Annotated in this window: 15 protein-coding genes; 4 read left to right on the top strand and 11 right to left on the bottom strand. The window is 57.7% G+C overall.

The window, feature by feature from the left end:
• Positions 1 to 34: 34 nt before the first annotated feature.
• The 5 genes from ubiB to udp form a co-directional block, all read right to left on the bottom strand.
• Positions 35 to 1675, bottom strand: a complete 1641-nt coding sequence (gene ubiB, locus N438_RS26795) for a ubiquinone biosynthesis regulatory protein kinase UbiB (protein ID WP_008807933.1) — start codon at positions 1673 to 1675, stop codon at positions 35 to 37.
• Entirely contained in the window at positions 1672 to 2277 is a 606-nt protein-coding gene (locus N438_RS26790) for an SCP2 domain-containing protein (protein WP_046881996.1), read from the bottom strand. Before N438_RS26790 ends, ubiB begins: the two co-directional genes overlap by 4 nt.
• A 13-nt stretch (positions 2278 to 2290) precedes the next feature.
• Positions 2291 to 3046, bottom strand: coding sequence for a bifunctional demethylmenaquinone methyltransferase/2-methoxy-6-polyprenyl-1,4-benzoquinol methylase UbiE (ubiE, locus tag N438_RS26785; RefSeq protein ID WP_008807935.1), 756 nt, complete (start codon positions 3044 to 3046; stop codon positions 2291 to 2293).
• Positions 3047 to 3116: 70 nt separating this feature from the next.
• Positions 3117 to 4565 (bottom strand): DNA recombination protein RmuC, encoded by a 1449-nt coding sequence (gene rmuC, locus N438_RS26780; RefSeq protein WP_012543222.1) that lies wholly within the window; start codon positions 4563 to 4565, stop codon positions 3117 to 3119.
• A gap of 135 nt (positions 4566 to 4700) precedes the next feature.
• Positions 4701 to 5462, bottom strand: a complete 762-nt coding sequence (udp, locus tag N438_RS26775) for a uridine phosphorylase (protein WP_046881997.1) — start codon at positions 5460 to 5462, stop codon at positions 4701 to 4703.
• A gap of 272 nt (positions 5463 to 5734) precedes the next feature.
• Between udp and N438_RS26770 the strand changes: the two genes are divergently transcribed.
• Positions 5735 to 6547 (top strand): dienelactone hydrolase family protein, encoded by an 813-nt coding sequence (locus N438_RS26770; RefSeq protein WP_008807937.1) that lies wholly within the window; start codon positions 5735 to 5737, stop codon positions 6545 to 6547.
• Between the two features lie 58 nt (positions 6548 to 6605).
• On the opposite strand, the gene metE is transcribed toward N438_RS26770, so the two are convergent.
• Positions 6606 to 8870, bottom strand: a complete 2265-nt coding sequence (metE, locus tag N438_RS26765; protein WP_016160079.1) for a 5-methyltetrahydropteroyltriglutamate--homocysteine S-methyltransferase — start codon at positions 8868 to 8870, stop codon at positions 6606 to 6608.
• A gap of 247 nt (positions 8871 to 9117) precedes the next feature.
• Here metE and metR point away from each other — a divergent pair, with 247 nt between their 5' ends.
• A complete protein-coding gene (gene metR, locus N438_RS26760) occupies positions 9118 to 10071 on the top strand; it encodes an HTH-type transcriptional regulator MetR (protein WP_023296876.1) in 954 nt (317 codons plus the stop codon).
• On the opposite strand, the gene N438_RS26755 is transcribed toward metR, so the two are convergent.
• The 3 genes from N438_RS26755 to pldB all read right to left on the bottom strand — a co-directional run bounded on the left by N438_RS26755 (position 9959) and on the right by pldB (position 12784).
• Entirely contained in the window at positions 9959 to 10858 is a 900-nt protein-coding gene (locus N438_RS26755; protein WP_008807940.1) for a carboxylate/amino acid/amine transporter, read from the bottom strand. The two genes, metR and N438_RS26755, sit on opposite strands and share 113 nt — an antisense overlap.
• An 88-nt stretch (positions 10859 to 10946) precedes the next feature.
• Positions 10947 to 11747 carry a sugar/pyridoxal phosphate phosphatase YigL gene (gene yigL, locus N438_RS26750; protein WP_008807941.1) on the bottom strand — a complete coding sequence of 267 codons (801 nt, stop codon included), beginning with the start codon at positions 11745 to 11747 and terminating at the stop codon, positions 10947 to 10949.
• Between the two features lie 44 nt (positions 11748 to 11791).
• Complete coding sequence (pldB, locus tag N438_RS26745) at positions 11792 to 12784, bottom strand: lysophospholipase L2 (RefSeq protein ID WP_008807942.1); 993 nt, start codon at positions 12782 to 12784, stop codon at positions 11792 to 11794.
• Positions 12785 to 12893: 109 nt separating this feature from the next.
• On the opposite strand from pldB, the gene rhtB reads away from it, so the two are divergent.
• Positions 12894 to 13514, top strand: a complete 621-nt coding sequence (gene rhtB / locus N438_RS26740; RefSeq protein WP_008807943.1) for a homoserine/homoserine lactone efflux protein — start codon at positions 12894 to 12896, stop codon at positions 13512 to 13514.
• Positions 13515 to 13676: 162 nt separating this feature from the next.
• The gene (locus N438_RS26735; RefSeq protein WP_012969188.1) at positions 13677 to 14585 is read left to right on the top strand and encodes an Rpn family recombination-promoting nuclease/putative transposase; all 909 of its coding nucleotides are present in this window, start codon (positions 13677 to 13679) and stop codon (positions 14583 to 14585) included.
• A gap of 44 nt (positions 14586 to 14629) precedes the next feature.
• Here N438_RS26735 and rhtC read toward each other — a convergent pair whose 3' ends face one another.
• Positions 14630 to 15250 (bottom strand): threonine export protein RhtC, encoded by a 621-nt coding sequence (gene rhtC / locus N438_RS26730; protein WP_012969189.1) that lies wholly within the window; start codon positions 15248 to 15250, stop codon positions 14630 to 14632.
• Positions 15251 to 15311: 61 nt separating this feature from the next.
• Complete coding sequence (gene recQ / locus N438_RS26725; protein WP_072125568.1) at positions 15312 to 17138, bottom strand: ATP-dependent DNA helicase RecQ; 1827 nt, start codon at positions 17136 to 17138, stop codon at positions 15312 to 15314.
• Positions 17139 to 17169 lie beyond the last annotated feature (31 nt).

Here is a 17169-nt window from a genome sequence, read left to right as displayed (position 1 = left end):
GCAAATAAGCCTGCGTCATGAAGAGGCGAACCGATCAGTGGGTTTTCCGCCAGCCAATCAGCCAGGTCACCACACCGCCGGCCATCAACCAGCCGGGCATCATTCCCCACTCAGGGCGATGGATAAAGAGCAGCGTACCACTGAGCAATAAAACCGCGCCTATACCAAACAGATAACGGGATTGGCCCTGGCGCACATGACGCACATGCATATCCCGCACGATGGTATCGACGCTGGTCTGCAGCTGTTTGCTCTGCTGCAGGCTCTGATACACCAGCTCAGGTATTTCAGGCATTCTTTCGATCCAGAACGGCGCTTTGTCTTTAAACGCGCGCACCAGCGCCGGAATGCCGACCTGATCTTTGATCCACGACTCGAGGAAAGGCTTCGCCGTTTTCCACAAGTCTAACTGAGGATAGAGCTGCCGGCCTACCCCTTCTACGTAAAGTAATGTCTTCTGTAGTAAAACGAGCTGCGGCTGGACTTCCATATTGAAACGCCGCGCGGTATTGAAGAGATTAAGCAGCACGTGGCCGAAGGAGATCTCCGCCAGCGGCTTCTCAAAGATCGGCTCGCAGACCGTGCGGATCGCGAACTCAAACTCTTCGACATTCGTATCGGGCGGTACCCAACCGGAATCGACGTGCAGCTCAGCCACCTTACGATAATCGCGGTTAAAGAAGGCGATAAAGTTTTCCGCCAGATAGCGCTTATCTTCTTTGTTCAGCGAGCCGACAATACCGCAGTCGATGCCGATATACTGCGGATCTTCCGGGTGCTCGTAGCTGACGAATATGTTGCCAGGGTGCATATCGGCATGAAAGAAGCTGTCGCGGAACACCTGGGTAAAGAAGACCTGCACGCCCCGCTCCGCCAGCAGCTGCATGTTGGTCCCCTGGGCCTCCAGCGCCTCCACGTCGGACACCGGGATACCGTAGATGCGCTCCATCACCATCATGCTTTCGCTGCAGTAGTCGGGGTACACCTCCGGCACGTACAGCATCGGACTATCTTCGAAATTACGCCGCAGCTGAATGGCGTTGGCGGATTCCCGCAACAGGTTCAGCTCGTCCAGCAGCGTTTTTTCATATTCGCGAACCACCTCCTGCGGGCGCAGACGGCGGCCGTCAGGCAGCAGACGCGGTACCCAGCGCGCCAGGCGGTAGATGAGCTTCATGTCCGCTTTAATGATCGGCAAAATATCCGGGCGGATAACCTTGATCACCACCTCTTTGCCATTCTCTTTCAGACGTGCGGTATGCACCTGGGCGATGGACGCCGAGGCTAACGGCTCTACGGAGAAATCATCAAACCAGGCTTCCACCGGCAGGCCCCCCATCGCTTTCTCTATCTGCTGCTGCGCGAGCTTTCCTTCAAAGGGCGCTACGCGGTCCTGCAACAGCGCCAGCTGATCGGCAATATGCGGCGGGAAGAGATCCCGGCGGGTGGAAAGCATCTGGCCAAATTTAATCCACACCGGCCCCAGCTCCTGAAGCGCCAGGCGCAGACGAGTGCCAAGGGGTTGGTCTTGATGACGATTTGGCATCCAGAACAGCATCCGCCGCCAGATACGCAGCGGCAGCGTGAGACGAATTTTGGGGATGAGCTCATCGAGCCCGTAGCTCAAAAAGGTGTGGATGATGAAATACAGGCGCCGTAATTCTCCTGGCGTCATTTGCCCTCCAGCGTTTCCAGCCGTTTTTCCAGTGCGGCCAGCGCGCGTTCAATAGCCGTCGTTTCTTCCGCAAACCATGCCAGCTCCAGCGGCCCCGGTGCCAGTCGCCACTCTTCAGTGATCGCTTCTGCGACATAGCGCTGCTGGCGCTGCGCGCCTTTCAGTAAAAACTGAGCGCCGCCGCGGAGGACTTTGCCAACGCCTTCAGCCACGATATCGCCAGTATAAGGCGCCAGCAGTTCAGCGGGATCGAACTCCGCCAGATCGCACAGGGAGACCATATTCTGCACCACCTGCAGATCGCCCTGCACTTCCAGATCACCGCTACGGATAAGCGCCGTGAGCTGCTGACGATTACGCAGTTTGGGCAGCACGCTGAGCCGGGTAATCACAGTGCAGTCGGCCTCTCCCTCCCAGGCGCTCAGGACATCTATCTGGCGTTCGCTGAACGCCAGTACGATCGGGGTGGAGAAGTCCTGCAGTTGAACTCGCAATACCTTACCCAGCAGGCGCTGACGAGCGGGTTTTAGCGCCTTGTCACGCCAGAGAAAAGTATTCAGCGCCGTCTCAATGCTAGCGGTCACCAGGGGTGTGAAAGGCATAGCGTCCCTCCTGTCAGAACTTGTAACCGCGATGCAAAGCAACGATACCCGCCGTCAGGTTGTGGTAGTCGACACTTTCAAAACCGGCATCCTGCATCATCCCTTTCAGGGTTTCCTGATCCGGGTGCATACGGATAGATTCTGCCAGGTAGCGATAGCTGTCGCCGTCTTTTGCCACCAGTTCCCCCACCTTCGGCAGGATATGGAAGGAGTAAGCGTCGTAGGCTTTGCTGAGCGGTTCGATAATCGGTTTAGAAAACTCCAGCACCAGCAGACGTCCGCCTGGCTTCAGCACGCGGTACATCGAACGCAGCGCTTTTTCTTTATCGGTAACGTTACGCAGACCGAAAGAGATGGTGATGCAGTCAAAGGTGTTATCAGCAAACGGCAGGGCTTCCGCGTTGGCCTGAACATACTCAACGTTACCCACGATGCCGATATTACGCAGCTTTTCGCGGCCCATTTTGAGCATGGAATCATTGATATCAGCAAGCATGACGCGGCCGGTTTCCCCTACCAGACGGGAGAACTTGGCCGTCAAATCGCCGGTCCCCCCCGCCAGATCCAGCACGGTCTGCCCGCGACGTACGCCGCTGCAGTCGATGGTGAAACGCTTCCACAAACGATGGATACCAAACGACATCAAGTCGTTCATCACATCATACTTTGCCGCGACAGAATGGAATACATGCGCCACCATGTCCTGTTTCTGCTCTTTAGCGACCGTCTGAAAGCCAAAGTGCGTCGTTTCTTGTGAATCCTCAACCATCTCTATGCCTGCTTGCTTTTCAAGAAAATGTTCACTGAGTGTATCAGATTCAGCGCATTTCCCATACGTTTCAACGTGGCGGAGCCGCCTCCCGATTATGTAACGCCTCGGCAGAGTCGGGTGAAAATGCGTCATTTTCCGGGAGGTTATCCTCGTCTTCGAGACGATATTCATCGTCCTGGGCAGTGGCTTGTTCGACTAAATCAGGATTTATCCCGCGCTTCACCTCCACCCCCAGGCCGCGAAAGGCCTCCGCCTGGGCCAGCAGATTCCCGCGCCCGGAAGCGAGCTTTTTCATCGCCTGGCGATAGTTCTCTTGCGCCTTATCCAGACTCTGGCCGATGGCGGACATATCATCCACAAACAGGCGCATTTTGTCGTAAAGGCGCCCCGCCCGCTCGGCGATCTTCTGCGCGTTGCGGCTCTGATGCTCATAGCGCCACAGATTGGCGATAGTACGCAGGGCTACCAGCAGCGTCGTCGGGCTGACCAGCATGATATTATTTTGCAACGCCTCGCTGATGAGCTCGGGCTGACGGTCGATGGCCACCAGGAACGCCGGCTCGACGGGAATAAACATCAGCACGTAGTCGAGAGAGCGCAGCCCCGGCAGTTGTTGATAATCCTTGCGTCCCAGCAGGCGAATATGGTTTCGCACCGAGGCAAGATGTTCCTGCAGCGCGACTTCGCGGGTGTAGTCGTCTTCGGCGTTGAAATAGCGCTCATAGGCGACCAGGGTCATTTTGGCGTCGATCACCACGTCCTTGCCCTGCGGCAGGCGGACAATGACGTCGGGCTGCATCCGCGAGCGGTTATCGGTCTCGATACTGACCTGGGTCTGGTACTCATAGCCTTCGCGCAGGCCGGAGGCCTCCAGCACGCGGGTTAAGACCACTTCCCCCCAGTTGCCCTGGGTTTTGTTATCACCTTTCAGCGCTTTCGTCAGGTTCAGTGCCTCCTGCGCCATCTGCGCATTCAACTGCTGAAGATTGCGGATCTCATGCGCCAGGGTGTGCCTTTCCCGCGCCTCCTGGCCAAAGCTCTCCTGCACCTGGCGACGGAACCCGTCGAGCTGTTCGCGCAGCGGGGTCAGCAGACCATGCAGACTCTGGCGGTTTTGCTCATCGACGCGCCGGTTGCTGTGTTCGAAAATACGGTTGGCGAGGTTTTCAAACTGCTCGCTCAGGCGCTGCTCGCTGTTAACCATCTGACGGATCTTATCTTCCGCATGCAGCTGGGTGGATTCGAGCCGGGTGGTGACCTCACGCAGATCGGCCTCCAGCGAGGTATTGATATCCCGCAGACTGCGCAGCTCATTGTTCAGCAGCTCGCACTCCTCACGCCAGTGGGCCTCCTGCACCAGCTGCTGACGGGCGGCGCTCAGCTCAATATCCAGCTCTCGCCGCTCCTCAATGAGATCGGCCCGGATTTGGTCGGCGCGCGCTTTGGTTGCCAGCCAGCCGACCATTAACCCGGCAGCCAGTGCGATAACCGCGCTGATAATGATTGAGAGATCCACGACGCCCCCTGCGATAACCTGATGGCACAAAATAGAATTGTGCTGTACAAACGTCCAGTTTAAAAGGGATTTCCTGCGAGGAGCAACGCAAAAAAGAAAGGCCGGAGGATCCGGCCTGACAGAGAAGGGGTTGAATTACAGCAGACGACGCGCCGCTTCCACGACGATTTTGACCGCGTGGCTTTCGGTTTGCTTCATGGTTTCGGCGTTAGGGATCTCTTGCTGGGTACGGTTCACAATAACCCCGGCGACCATCCCGGCACGCAGGCCCTGGCTGGCGCACATGGTCAGCAGCGTGGCGGATTCCATTTCATAGTTCATCACGCCCATTGCCTGCCACTCTTCCATTGAGCCCTTGAAGCGGCTCACCACGCGGCCGGAGAAGGTGTCGTAACGCTCCTGGCCTGGGTAGAAGGTATCCGAAGAGGCGGTCACGCCGATATGGGTGGTGGCACCAATAGATTTCGCCGCTTCCACCAGCGCGGTGGTGCAGGCGAAGTCTGCGACGGCCGGGAACTCCATCGGCGCGAAGTGCAGGCTGGCGCCGTCCAGGCGAACGGAAGCGGTCGTAACCAGCACATCGCCAACGTTAATGTGCGGTTGAATCGCGCCGGTGGTGCCGATACGCAGGAAGGTACGCACGCCCAGCTGCGCCAGCTCTTCCACGGCGATAGAAGTCGACGGGCCGCCGATGCCGGTAGAGCAGACGATCACCGGCTTGCCGTCCAGCTCCGCGCGCCAGGAGGTAAATTCGCGGTGGGATGCCAGCTTGACCGGCTTATCCATCAGCGCGGCGATCTTTTCCACACGGTCCGGATCGCCAGGGACGATAGCCAGCGTAGCCCCTTGTAAATCGTTCTTGGTGAGGCCGAGATGAAAAACATCAGACTTGGACATAAAAAACTCCTCTGTGGGTCGAATTATCAGCAGAAGCAAAACGGTACTGTACAGAAGCCCCTGGCAACATTTTGTGATGATAGTCACCAAGACCAATAATGATTGCAGTTGTTTTTCAGTAAACAGTGATACACATCACATTAACAAGTTATATTCATCGTCACAGAACAAAAGATAGCCGCTTTCAGGCACTGTGCTTTATTACCGCCCGAACTAAAGGTAAAGGGTCTATAGTTATTGATGCGCTAATAAATAAGGGTACGGAGAATACCATGACCACCACCAAGCAACCTGGATTCGCACCTGCAGCTTCACCACACGCCGCCACCGCCGTTCATACGCCGGAAGAGCATATTATCGCCGGAGAGACGTCTATTCCCTCTCAGGGTGAAAACATGCCGGCCTACCACGCCCGCCCGAAAAATGCCGACGGTCCGCTGCCGATCGTTATCGTGGTACAGGAAATTTTCGGCGTGCATGAACATATTCGCGATCTTTGTCGCCGCCTGGCGCAGGAAGGCTATCTGGCTATTGCGCCTGAATTGTACTTCCGTCAGGGCGATCCGAATGAGTACCACGATATCCCGACCCTGTTCAAAGAGCTGGTTACCAAGGTGCCGGACGCGCAGGTGCTGGCGGATCTCGACCATGTCGCCAGCTGGGCGGCGCGCCACGGCGGCGATGCCCATCGTCTGCTAATCACCGGCTTCTGCTGGGGCGGACGCATTACCTGGCTGTATGCCGCGCATAACCCGCAGCTGAAGGCAGGCGTGGCCTGGTACGGCAAGCTGGTGGGAGAAAAATCGCTGAATTCACCGAAGCATCCGGTAGATATCGCGGTCGATCTCAACGCCCCGGTGCTTGGTCTGTACGGCGCTAAAGACGCCAGTATTCCACAGGACACCATCGAGACCATGCGTCAGGCGCTGCGGGCGGCCAACGCCACAGCGGAAATCGTGGTCTATCCCGAAGCCGATCATGCCTTTAACGCCGACTATCGCGCCAGCTATCATGAAGAGTCAGCCAAAGACGGCTGGCAGCGCATGCTCGCGTGGTTTGCTCAGTATGGCGGTAAAAAAGCATAATCACCCAATGCATGAAAAAAGGAGGCAAATGCCTCCTTTTTGATTTTTTGCGTAACGATCAGGCGGACTGGCGCAGGTTCTGCGCCGCTTGCACCATATTCGCCAGCGCGGCGCGGGTTTCCGGCCAGCCGCGAGTTTTCAGGCCGCAGTCCGGGTTAACCCACAGCCGCTCCGCCGGGATACGCTGCGCGGCTTTTGCCAGCAGCGCTTCTATCCACTCCACACTCGGCACGTTCGGCGAGTGAATATCATATACCCCCGGCCCGATCTCATTGGGATACTCGAACGCTTCGAACGACTCCAGCAGCTCCATATCGGACCGCGAGGTTTCAATGGTGATCACGTCGGCATCCAGCGCGGCAATGGAGTCCATGATGTCGTTGAACTCGCAATAGCACATGTGGGTGTGGATCTGAGTGTCGTCTTTGGCGACCGCAGCATTAAGGCGGAAGGCTTCCACACCCCACTGCAGATAGGCATCCCAGTCGCTGCGCTTCAGCGGTAACCCTTCGCGCAGCGCCGGCTCATCAATCTGGATGATGCCGATCCCCGCCGCTTCCAGATCCGCCACTTCATCACGCAGGGCCAGCGCAATCTGTTTCGCGATGGTTTCACGGCTGACATCTTCCCGCGGGAAGGACCAGCACAGAATGGTCACCGGTCCAGTGAGCATCCCTTTCACTGGCTTGTCGGTCAGCGACTGCGCGTACTTCGCCCAGTCGACGGTGATCGCCTGCGGACGGCTGACGTCGCCGATCACCACCGGCGGCTTCACGCAACGGGAACCATAGCTCTGCACCCAGCCGTTTTGCGTGAAGATAAAACCGTCCAGATGTTCACCGAAGTATTCCACCATGTCGTTCCGCTCGGCTTCTCCGTGCACCAGTACGTCTAAACCTAACCGCTCCTGCTCGACGATCGCCTGCTTAATATGTTCCGCAATCCCCGTCCGATAATGACTGGCGTCAAGGTTGCCCTTTTTGAAGTCCAGGCGCAGACCGCGGATCTCCGTCGTTTGCGGGAATGACCCGATGGTGGTGGTCGGCCATTTCGGCAGGTTAAAGCGCTGGCGCTGTGCCTGCGCGCGAACCTCATAGGGGCTGGCACGCTGGCTGTCCTGAGCGGTGATCGCCGCCAGCCGTTTTTCCACTTCCGCGTTGTGCACGCGGGTCGAATGGCGACGGGCCTGGATTGGCGCGCTCCACTCGGTAATCGCCGCCGTATCGCCACTGTTCAGCGCATCGCGCAGCAGCGCCAGCTCGCCGCATTTCTGCAGCGCGAAGGCAAACCAGCTCTTCACTTCCGCATCAAGGCGCGTCTCCACGCTCAGATCGATCGGGCTATGCAGCAGAGAACAGGATGACGCGACCCAGAGGTCGCGTTTACCGACGAGGTCTTTAATTTGCGCATACTTTTCGGTGAGATCGGCGCGCCAGACGTTGCGCCCGTTGATCAGACCCGCAGACAGCAGCCAGTCGGCCGGCAGGCGGTTGTGCAGCTCGGCAACATCATCTTTGCCGTGCACCAGATCGACGTGCAGCCCCTGGACCGGTAGCGCAGCAATGGTCGCGAGATTGTCACTAATGCCTTCAAAATAGGTGGTCAGCAGCAGTTTCACCTGGCCCTGCAGGGCGTCATAAGCCGGTTTAAAGGCCTCCAGCCACGCTGGCGGCAGCTCCAGCACCAGCGCCGGTTCATCAATCTGCACCCACTCGATGCCGCGCTTCGCCAGTTCGGCCAGCACCTGCTGGTAAACCGGCAGTATGTCATTCAGCAGGCTCAGACGGTCAAACGGTTCACCTTTCACTTTACCCAGCCACAGGTACGTTACCGGCCCCAGCAGCACGGGCTTGATCTTGTGGCCCAGCGCCAGCGCTTCGTCTACTTCATCCAGCAGTTGGGTCCAGGTCAGTTTGAACTGCTGGCCCTTCACGAACTCCGGCACCATGTAGTGATAGTTGGTGTTAAACCATTTGGTCATTTCCGCAGCGGCGGCCGGTTCGCCAGTCGGCGCACGGCCGCGGCCAATGCGGAACAGGGTATCGATATCGATGGATCCGTCTTTGTTCTGATGACGAGCCGGCACGTTGCCAAGCAGCAGGCTGGTAGTCAGAACATGGTCGTACCAGGCGAAATCCCCCACCGGCAGCAGATCAACGCCCGCCTGTTTCTGCTGCTCCCAGTGGCGGGCACGCAGCTCACGGCCTACTGTCAGCAGTTCCTCGCGAGTGGCGTTGCCCGCCCAGTAGCTCTCTTGCGCTTTTTTCAGCTCGCGGCGCAGGCCAACGCGAGGAAAACCGAGGGTGTGGTTAATAATTGTCATTTTTGTTCCTCTCTTATTTCATTGAATCTGAAGAAAAACTCTAAATAGTTCGGCTTGCAGGAAGGCGGCAACGATGCGCATCCCCAGGAGCTTACTGAAGTAAGTGACTGGGGTAAGCGAGGCAGCCAACGCATCTGCAAGTCGAAATATGACGAGTTTTAGACGTCCAGATGTTTACACATCCATAATTGACAGTTACTGTATATTCCTCAAGCGCAAATTGCTCATGGCGAAGTGAAGGACTTTCATGATCGAAATTAAACATCTGAAAACGCTGCAAGCGTTGCGGAACAGCGGTTCACTGGCGGGTGCGGCAGCGGCCTTGCACCAGACCCAGTCCGCCTTGTCTCACCAGTTCAGCGATCTGGAACAGCGCCTTGGCTTCCGTTTGTTTGTGCGTAAAAGCCAGCCACTACGCTTCACGCCGCAAGGGGAAATTCTGCTGCAGTTGGCCAATCAGGTGCTACCGCAGATCGCTCGCGCCCTGCAGGACTGTAACGAACCACAGCAGACCCGGCTGCGGCTGGCTATCGAATGTCACAGCTGTATTCAGTGGCTGACGCCGGCGCTGGAGAATTTCCGCGCCCGCTGGCCGCACGTGGAGGTCGACTTCCATTCCGGAGTGACCTTCGACCCGCAGCCTGCGCTGCAGCAGGGCGAACTGGATCTGGTGATGACCTCCGATATCCTGCCGCGCAGCGGTCTGCACTACTCGCCGATGTTTGATTATGAGGTGCGTCTGGTGCTGGCGCCCGAGCACCCGTTAGCCATGAAGACGCTGATTACGCCAGAGGACCTGGCCGCGGAAACACTGCTGATTTATCCCGTGCAGCGCGGGCGCCTCGACATCTGGCGCCATTTCCTGCAGCCGGCCGGCATCAGTCCCCAGCTGAAAAGCGTCGATAACACGCTGTTGCTGATCCAGATGGTGGCCGCAAGGATGGGCATCGCCGCGCTGCCGCACTGGGTGGTGGAAAGCTTTGAACGCCAGGGCCTGGTGGTCACCAAAACCCTGGGTGAGGGATTATGGAGCCGGTTGTACGCGGCCGTCCGCGATGGCGAACAGCGTCAACCGGTCACCGAAGCGTTTATTCGCTCTGCGCGGAACCACGCCTGCGATCACCTGCCGTTTGTCCGGAGTGCGGAGCGACCCAGCGGCGATGGACCCACAGCGAGGCCAGGATCACCAACGCTCCGCTAATAAAGCTCGGCCAGTGCGGCTGCTCCTGCCAGATGGCAAGGTTAACCAGTAGACCAGCGGGGACATGGACGTTGTTCATGATCCCCAGCGTGCCGGCATCCACCTGCGTGGCGCCATAGTTCCACATAAAGTAACCCAGCCCGGAAGCCACCACGCCAAGCCACACCAGCACGCTCCACTGCAGCGTGGTGGTCGGCAGCTTCTGGGGGTTGCCCAGCATAAACCACGCTGCCACCGCCACGATAAAGGCCCCGACATAAAACCAGGCAAAGGCATTGTGCTGCGGCATCGGACGTACCTCCATCAGGCGCTTGTAACCCACCATGCCGATAGCGAAGCAGAGGTTTGACAACTGCACCAGTAACAGCCCGGTCCAGAAATGATCGCTGACTTTGTCATAGCGGATAATCGCCGCCCCCAGCACCGCCAGCGCAGCACTCAGCAGATAGCCCCAGCGCAGCTTACGTCCGCTGAGCAGGTCGTAGATCAGCGTGATATACAGCGGGGTAAATACGGTAAACAGCAGAAATTCCGAAACCGTCAGATAGAGATAGGCGCGGAAAGCCAGCAGATACATGATGCCAAGCTGCATCGCGCCCACCAGCATATAGAGCACGATCGTGCGCGGAGACTGGCCGCGCGTGCGCAGGAAAGGCAGGAACACCAGCGCCGCCAGGCCCACACGCATCAGCACCGAAAAATAGCTGTCGACGCTACCGGCAAGGTATTCGCCAATCAGGCTAAAAGAAAAGGCCCACAGGATAGTGGTGATAATTAACAGCGCCACAATGGTCGTCTCGTTGGATAAAGAACAGGCATTGTAGCGAAGAGTCAGGTTGACGACTGGACAGTTATTCGCCAGTCGTCAATCTTTTTCAGTCGAGGTATAGCTTACGCAGGTAGTGCGGGACCGCATCGTCGGCGTTACTGCCGATCACTTCCAGTTCCGGATGCAGATCCTTCAGCCGTTGATGGGCGTTGGCCATGATGCAGCCCTTGCCGGCCATCGACAGCATCTCAGCGTCGTTCATACCGTCGCCGAAGGCGATGCAATCGGCAAGAGTGTAACCGAGCATTTTCGCCACCGCCTCCAGCGCATGCCCCTTCGATACCCCACCCGCCATAACTTCCAGGCAGGTTAAGGTGGAGAAGCTGACGTTCACGCGATCGCCCCAGCGGGCGTTCATCGCCTGCTCCAGCGGCAGCAGATGCTCGTGATCCTCGCAGGTAAAGAATACTTTGCTGATCCCCTGCGGATCCAGTTCGCCCGGCTCATACAGCTTGTAGTTAAACACCGCCTCCTTGAAGAAGCGCATCTCTTCCGGACGATGGCGGTTCATATACCACTCGTCTTCCCGATAGACGTTAGTGACGATTTTTGGGTCGTTACGCACGATCTCAAACAGGTCGGCGGCAATATCGCGGTCGAGGTTATGGGCAAAGATTTGCTGACCATCGCTATCGTGAACCCGGGCGCCGTTAGAGGTGATCATGTACGACCGGATGCCGAGATTATCGCGGATCTGCCCGACGTCGATGTAGTGACGGCCGGTGGCGAAGACGAAATTGATCCCACGGGCGGTGAGCAATTTCAGCGTCTCTTTGGCATACGGGGTCAGGAAATGGTCGGGGGAAAGCAGCGTGCCGTCTAAATCAGACGCAACAACCTGGTACATAAAAAAGTTAACCTCTAAGCAGGGCGACGAGCGTTATCGTCGGATTAAGTATGTCGATTGAAAAACTCGACGATGGCATTGAGCGCGACTGAGCGCATAGCGTCCTTTTCAAAAAGGATCTCATGATATGCCCCTTCAATGACGAGCGGTTTACCGCCCTCACAGGGATGGCCGGCAGCGGCCCGTAATTCACAATAGCGGTCGTGCATCAGATTATCGACCACCCGCTCCTCCTCTGCCTGTAAAAGCAGCGTCGGGGCGGTGTCTTTTTCCACATTCGCCAGCACTTCGTCGCCGGCCAGCATGCCCTCACGCACCCAGTGCCAGGTCGGGCCGCCAACCTGCAGTCGCGGTTCATCGGCATAGAAGCGCAGGTTGCGACGATAGCGTTGTCGACTGTGCGTCAGCACGTTAACGGCAAAAGGCAGCGCCCGCCAGCGCCCGGTGCCGATGGCATACTCTTCGCGAATGCGCTGATGGCCCTCAGCCCAGTCGAGAATATGGCGCACCATCCAGTCCGGTAATCGAATGATAATCCCGAACATCGGCGCGCAGAGCGCAATCGCATCGCAATGCGCCTGGTAACGTTGCAGAAAAAGCGTGGCAATCGCCCCGCCCATAGAGTGAGCGAGGATAAACCGTTTTCGCCAGTGTCCGGGGACCACCTGCTGCTGCCAGAGCGCCGCCAGGTCATCGACATAGTCGCTGAAGTTGACGACGTGTCCGCGGTGGGTATCAGAGAGCAGGCGGCCCGAGCGTCCCTGGCCGCGATGGTCAATAATCATCACGTCAAAGCCGCTGTGAAAGAGATCGTAGGCGACTTCGGCATACTTCACGTAGCTTTCAATGCGCCCGGGGCAAATCAGCACCAGACGATCGTTATTTTGCGCGCAGAAGCGAACAAAGCGTACCGGCACATCATCGACGCCTTTAAATTCAGCCTCTTCGCGCTGTCGCCAGAAATCCGTCAGCGGCCCCATGCTAAAGGCCGCAAACGCGTTTTCTCGTGTTTCCCAGTCCTTTTTCTGCCCAAACATCGGGTTTACACCCCTGTTAACCGCTGAAAATCGTTTTTTTGCCCTGTATCACACAATGCTGACACAATAGCGTATTGTGGCATAAAAACAGACAATCAGGGAGTTTCTCATGACCATTGAGTGGTGGTTCGCCTACCTGCTGACATCAATCATTCTCAGCCTGTCACCAGGTTCCGGAGCGATTAATACCATGACCACCTCCATTAACCACGGTTACCGCGGCGCGGCGGCGTCGATTGCCGGTTTGCAGACCGGGCTGGTTATTCATATCGTGCTGGTTGGTGTTGGTCTCGGCACCCTTTTCTCCCGCTCGGTGCTGGCCTTTGAAGTGCTGAAATGGGCCGGCGCGGCTTATCTTATCTGGCTGGGGATCCAGCAATGGCGGGCGGCGGGGGCGATCGACCTGAATACTCTGGCGAAGGCGCAGACGCGCGGCAAACTGTTCCAGCGCGCGGTGTTCGTGAATCTAACCAACCCCAAAAGCATTGTGTTTCTGGCCGCCCTGTTTCCGCAGTTTATCCTGCCGCACCAGCCGCAGGTGATGCAGTATCTTGTTCTGGGCGTCACCACCATTGTCGTCGATATCATTGTGATGATTGGCTATGCGACCCTGGCGCAGCGCATTTCCGCATGGATCAAAGGGCCAAAGCAGATGAAGGCGCTGAACAAAGTCTTTGGGTCGCTGTTTATGCTGGTCGGGGCGCTGCTCGCCTCCGCCCGTCACGCCTGAATCATGGAATCTCGCTCGCAAAGAGAGGTTTGCCGGGCGAAAAACGCGCACTCTCTGCACGAGCCGACACGCAAAGCGGGTAATTAATTTTTTTACCCGCTGTCGGCGTTGAACCCACCGTGTCAGGATGCCGCCAGATACGTGATTCACGGATGAACGGCAATGGCGGAAACGGCGACTCCTCATGATGCGGTATTTAAAACCTTTCTCTCGCGGGTAGAGACGGCGCGCGATTTTATCGAGCTCCACCTGCCTTCGTCGTTAATACAGATCTGCAAACTGGATACCCTGCGTCTGGAATCCGGCAGCTTTCTCGAAGACGATCTCAGGCCTTACTACAGCGATATCCTTTATTCGCTGGAAACCACCCGCGGTGCGGGCTATGTCCATGTTCTGATCGAGCACCAGAGCGCACCTGATAAGCTGATGGCCTTTCGCTTAATGCGCTATGCTGTCGCCGCCATGCAGCGGCACCTGGAGAGCGGCCATAAAACGCTGCCTCTGGTTATCCCTATTCTCTTTTATCAGGGACGACGCAGCCCCTATCCCTGGTCGATGCGCTGGCTGGATAATTTTGCCGATCCTGAGACCGCCCGCCAGCTCTATAGCGGGGCGTTTCCGCTGGTCGATATCACGGTGATCCCCGACGACGACATCATGCAGCACCGCAGCATGGCAGCCCTGACGCTGGTGCAAAAGCACATCCGCCAGCGCGATATGGCGCAATTGCTGGATAAGTTGACCCATCTCTTACTGCTGGAGCAGATGAGCGGACAACAAATCACCGTATTGGTAAACTATATGGCTCAGGCAGGAGATGCCGAGGATACACGGACACTCTTGTACGGACTGGCACAGCGCGTGCCGCAGCATGGAGGATTACTGATGACGCTGGCGGAAACATGGCTTGCAGAAGGTATGGAGAAAGGCGTACAGCAGGGCATAAAAGAAGGTAAACACCAGGCCTTGCTGCAGGTTGCCGAAGCAATGCGCAAACGCGGTATTGATGACGCAGCTATTATGGAAATGACCGGTCTGGCTGAGGATGAGCTGCAGCGGCTTCGCCACTGACACTTTCCCACCCGGAAACAGCCGGGTGGGAAACAGCATACCGGTTAACGCGAGATAATCAGGTGGATGCCGAAGCCCGCAAACAGCGTACCGGCGATACCATCGATCCACTTCGCCATCCGCTGATAGCCGCGGCGCATCCCCGGCAGGGAGAACAGGCTGGCAACCACCATAAACCAGGCCAGCGTCTCGACGATAATCAGCAGGAAAATACCCCAGCGCGCACCAGCGCCGACGCTGTCACCCACGAACAGCGAGAACACCGAGCCGAAGTAGATGATCGCTTTCGGATTCGCCAGATTGGTCAGCAGTCCCTTCACGAAGCTGCGTCCGCTGCGGGCCAGCTCCACCTGCGGCTCCGCCGAGGCCACCGCCTCTTTTTTCAGCGCGCCGCGCAGCATCTGGTAGCCCATCCAGCACAGATACAGGCCGCCACCGACCATGATGATGTTATGCAGCCACGCCATCTGCGCGAGGATCAGGTTCAGGCCGAGCAGGGCAACCCCCGCCCAGATCATGACGCCGCAGGTGATCCCCAGCACACCCATCATCGCCTCTCTGCGCGAGCGGCTGATGGCCGTTTGTGAGACAAAGAAAAAGTCCGGCCCCGGGCTCATCAGCGCAATGATATGCACCAGCGCCACGGTGAGGAAAAGCATCAGCATAGTTAACTCGCAGGAAAATAGTGAAGAGGGAAACTATTCTGGCACCTTTTCCCGCGGCTGACTACTCATCATCACCATCGACATGAGCGCGTATCAATGCCATGAATTCTTTACCGAAGCGCTCAAGTTTACGCGTCCCCACGCCGTTGACGCTGAGCATCTCGCCGGCGGTGAGTGGCGACTGTTCCGCCATCTCGATCAGCGTCGCGTCGTTGAAGACCACGTATGGCGGGATATTCTCTTCGTCGGCGATCGCTTTACGCAATTTGCGCAGCTTGGCAAACAGCTTGCGGTCATAATTGCCGCCAAAGGATTTCTGCATCGCCTTCGGCTTCAGCGCCACGATACGCGGTACGGCAAGCTGCAGCGGCACCTCGCCGCGCAGCACCGGTCGTGCGGCTTCGGTCAGCTGCAGTGCGGAGTGCTGGGCGATATTCTGCGTCACCAGCCCAAGGTGAATCAGTTGGCGGATCACGCTCACCCAGTGCTCGTGACTCTGCTCCCGGCCGATACCGTAAACCGGCAGCTTCTCGTGGCCCATGTCACGGATGCGCTGGTTGTTGGCCCCGCGCAGGACCTCCACCACGTAACCCATCCCGAAACGTTGATTCACCCGGTAAATCGTTGACAGCGCCTTGCGCGCATCCATTAAGCCATCGTACTGCTTTGGTGGGTCAAGACAGATATCGCAGTTGCCGCACGGCTCCTGGCGCCCTTCGCCAAAGTAGTTCAGCAGCACCAGACGACGACAGGTTTGCGCTTCGGCAAACGCCCCCATCGCATTCAGCTTATGCCGCTCGATATCCTGTAGCGGTCCGGCGGTTTTTTCCTCCAGACAGCGGCGCAGCCACGCCATATCCGCCGGATCGTAAAACAGCATCGCTTCCGCCGGCAGGCCATCACGCCCGGCGCGGCCGGTTTCCTGGTAGTAGGATTCAATATTGCGCGGGATATCGAAGTGCACCACAAAGCGGACGTTCGGCTTGTTGATACCCATCCCGAAGGCCACCGTCGCCACCACGATCTGCAGATCGTCGCGCTGGAATTTCTCCTGCACGTCGGCGCGAACGGTGTTTTCCAGACCAGCATGGTAAGCCGCCGCGCTGATGCCGCGGCTCTGCAGACGCGCGGCGGTATCTTCCACTTTCGAGCGGCTGTTGCAGTAGATGATGCCCGATTTGCCGCGCTGATCCTGAACGTAGCGCATCAGCTGGTCGAGCGGTTTGAATTTCTCCATCAGCATATAGCGGATGTTCGGCCGGTCGAAGCTGCTGACCTGAATCAGCGGATCGTTAAGCCCGAGCAGACGGACGATATCACGGCGGGTGGTGTCATCGGCGGTGGCGGTCAATGCCATAAACGGGATCTGCGGCAACCGCTGACGCAGCTGGCCCAGCGCGGCATATTCCGGACGGAAGTCATGGCCCCACTGGGAGATACAGTGCGCTTCGTCTACCGCCAGCATCGCCAGGTTCCAGTTCGCCAGATGCTCAAGAAAGTTATCCAGCATCAACCGTTCCGGCGCGATATACAGCAGACGAACCTGCCCGCTGCGACAGCCGGCCATCACTTCCTGCTGCTGCTCGCGGCTTTGCGTCGAGTTCAGACAAGCCGCCGCCACGCCGTTGGCCAGCAGCTGATCGACCTGGTCCTTCATCAGCGAGATCAGCGGCGAGACCACCACCGTCAAACCGCCCATGACCAGCGCCGGCACTTGATAGCACAGCGATTTACCGCCACCGGTCGGCATGACCACCAGGCAGTCACGGCCCTCAAGCACCGTCTCGATAATCGTTTCCTGGCCAGGACGGAACTGCTGGTAGCCGAAGGTCTCTTGTAAAACCTGCTTCGCCAGCGATTCCTGATTTAATACTTCCGCCTGTGCCACGTTGACCCCATTTGCCTGAAAAGAAAACAGG

This window comes from Klebsiella sp. GL120222-02, assembly GCF_003097195.1.
Lineage (GTDB): Bacteria > Pseudomonadota > Gammaproteobacteria > Enterobacterales > Enterobacteriaceae > Klebsiella > Klebsiella variicola.
This window is presented reverse-complemented; position numbering and strand designations above follow the sequence as displayed.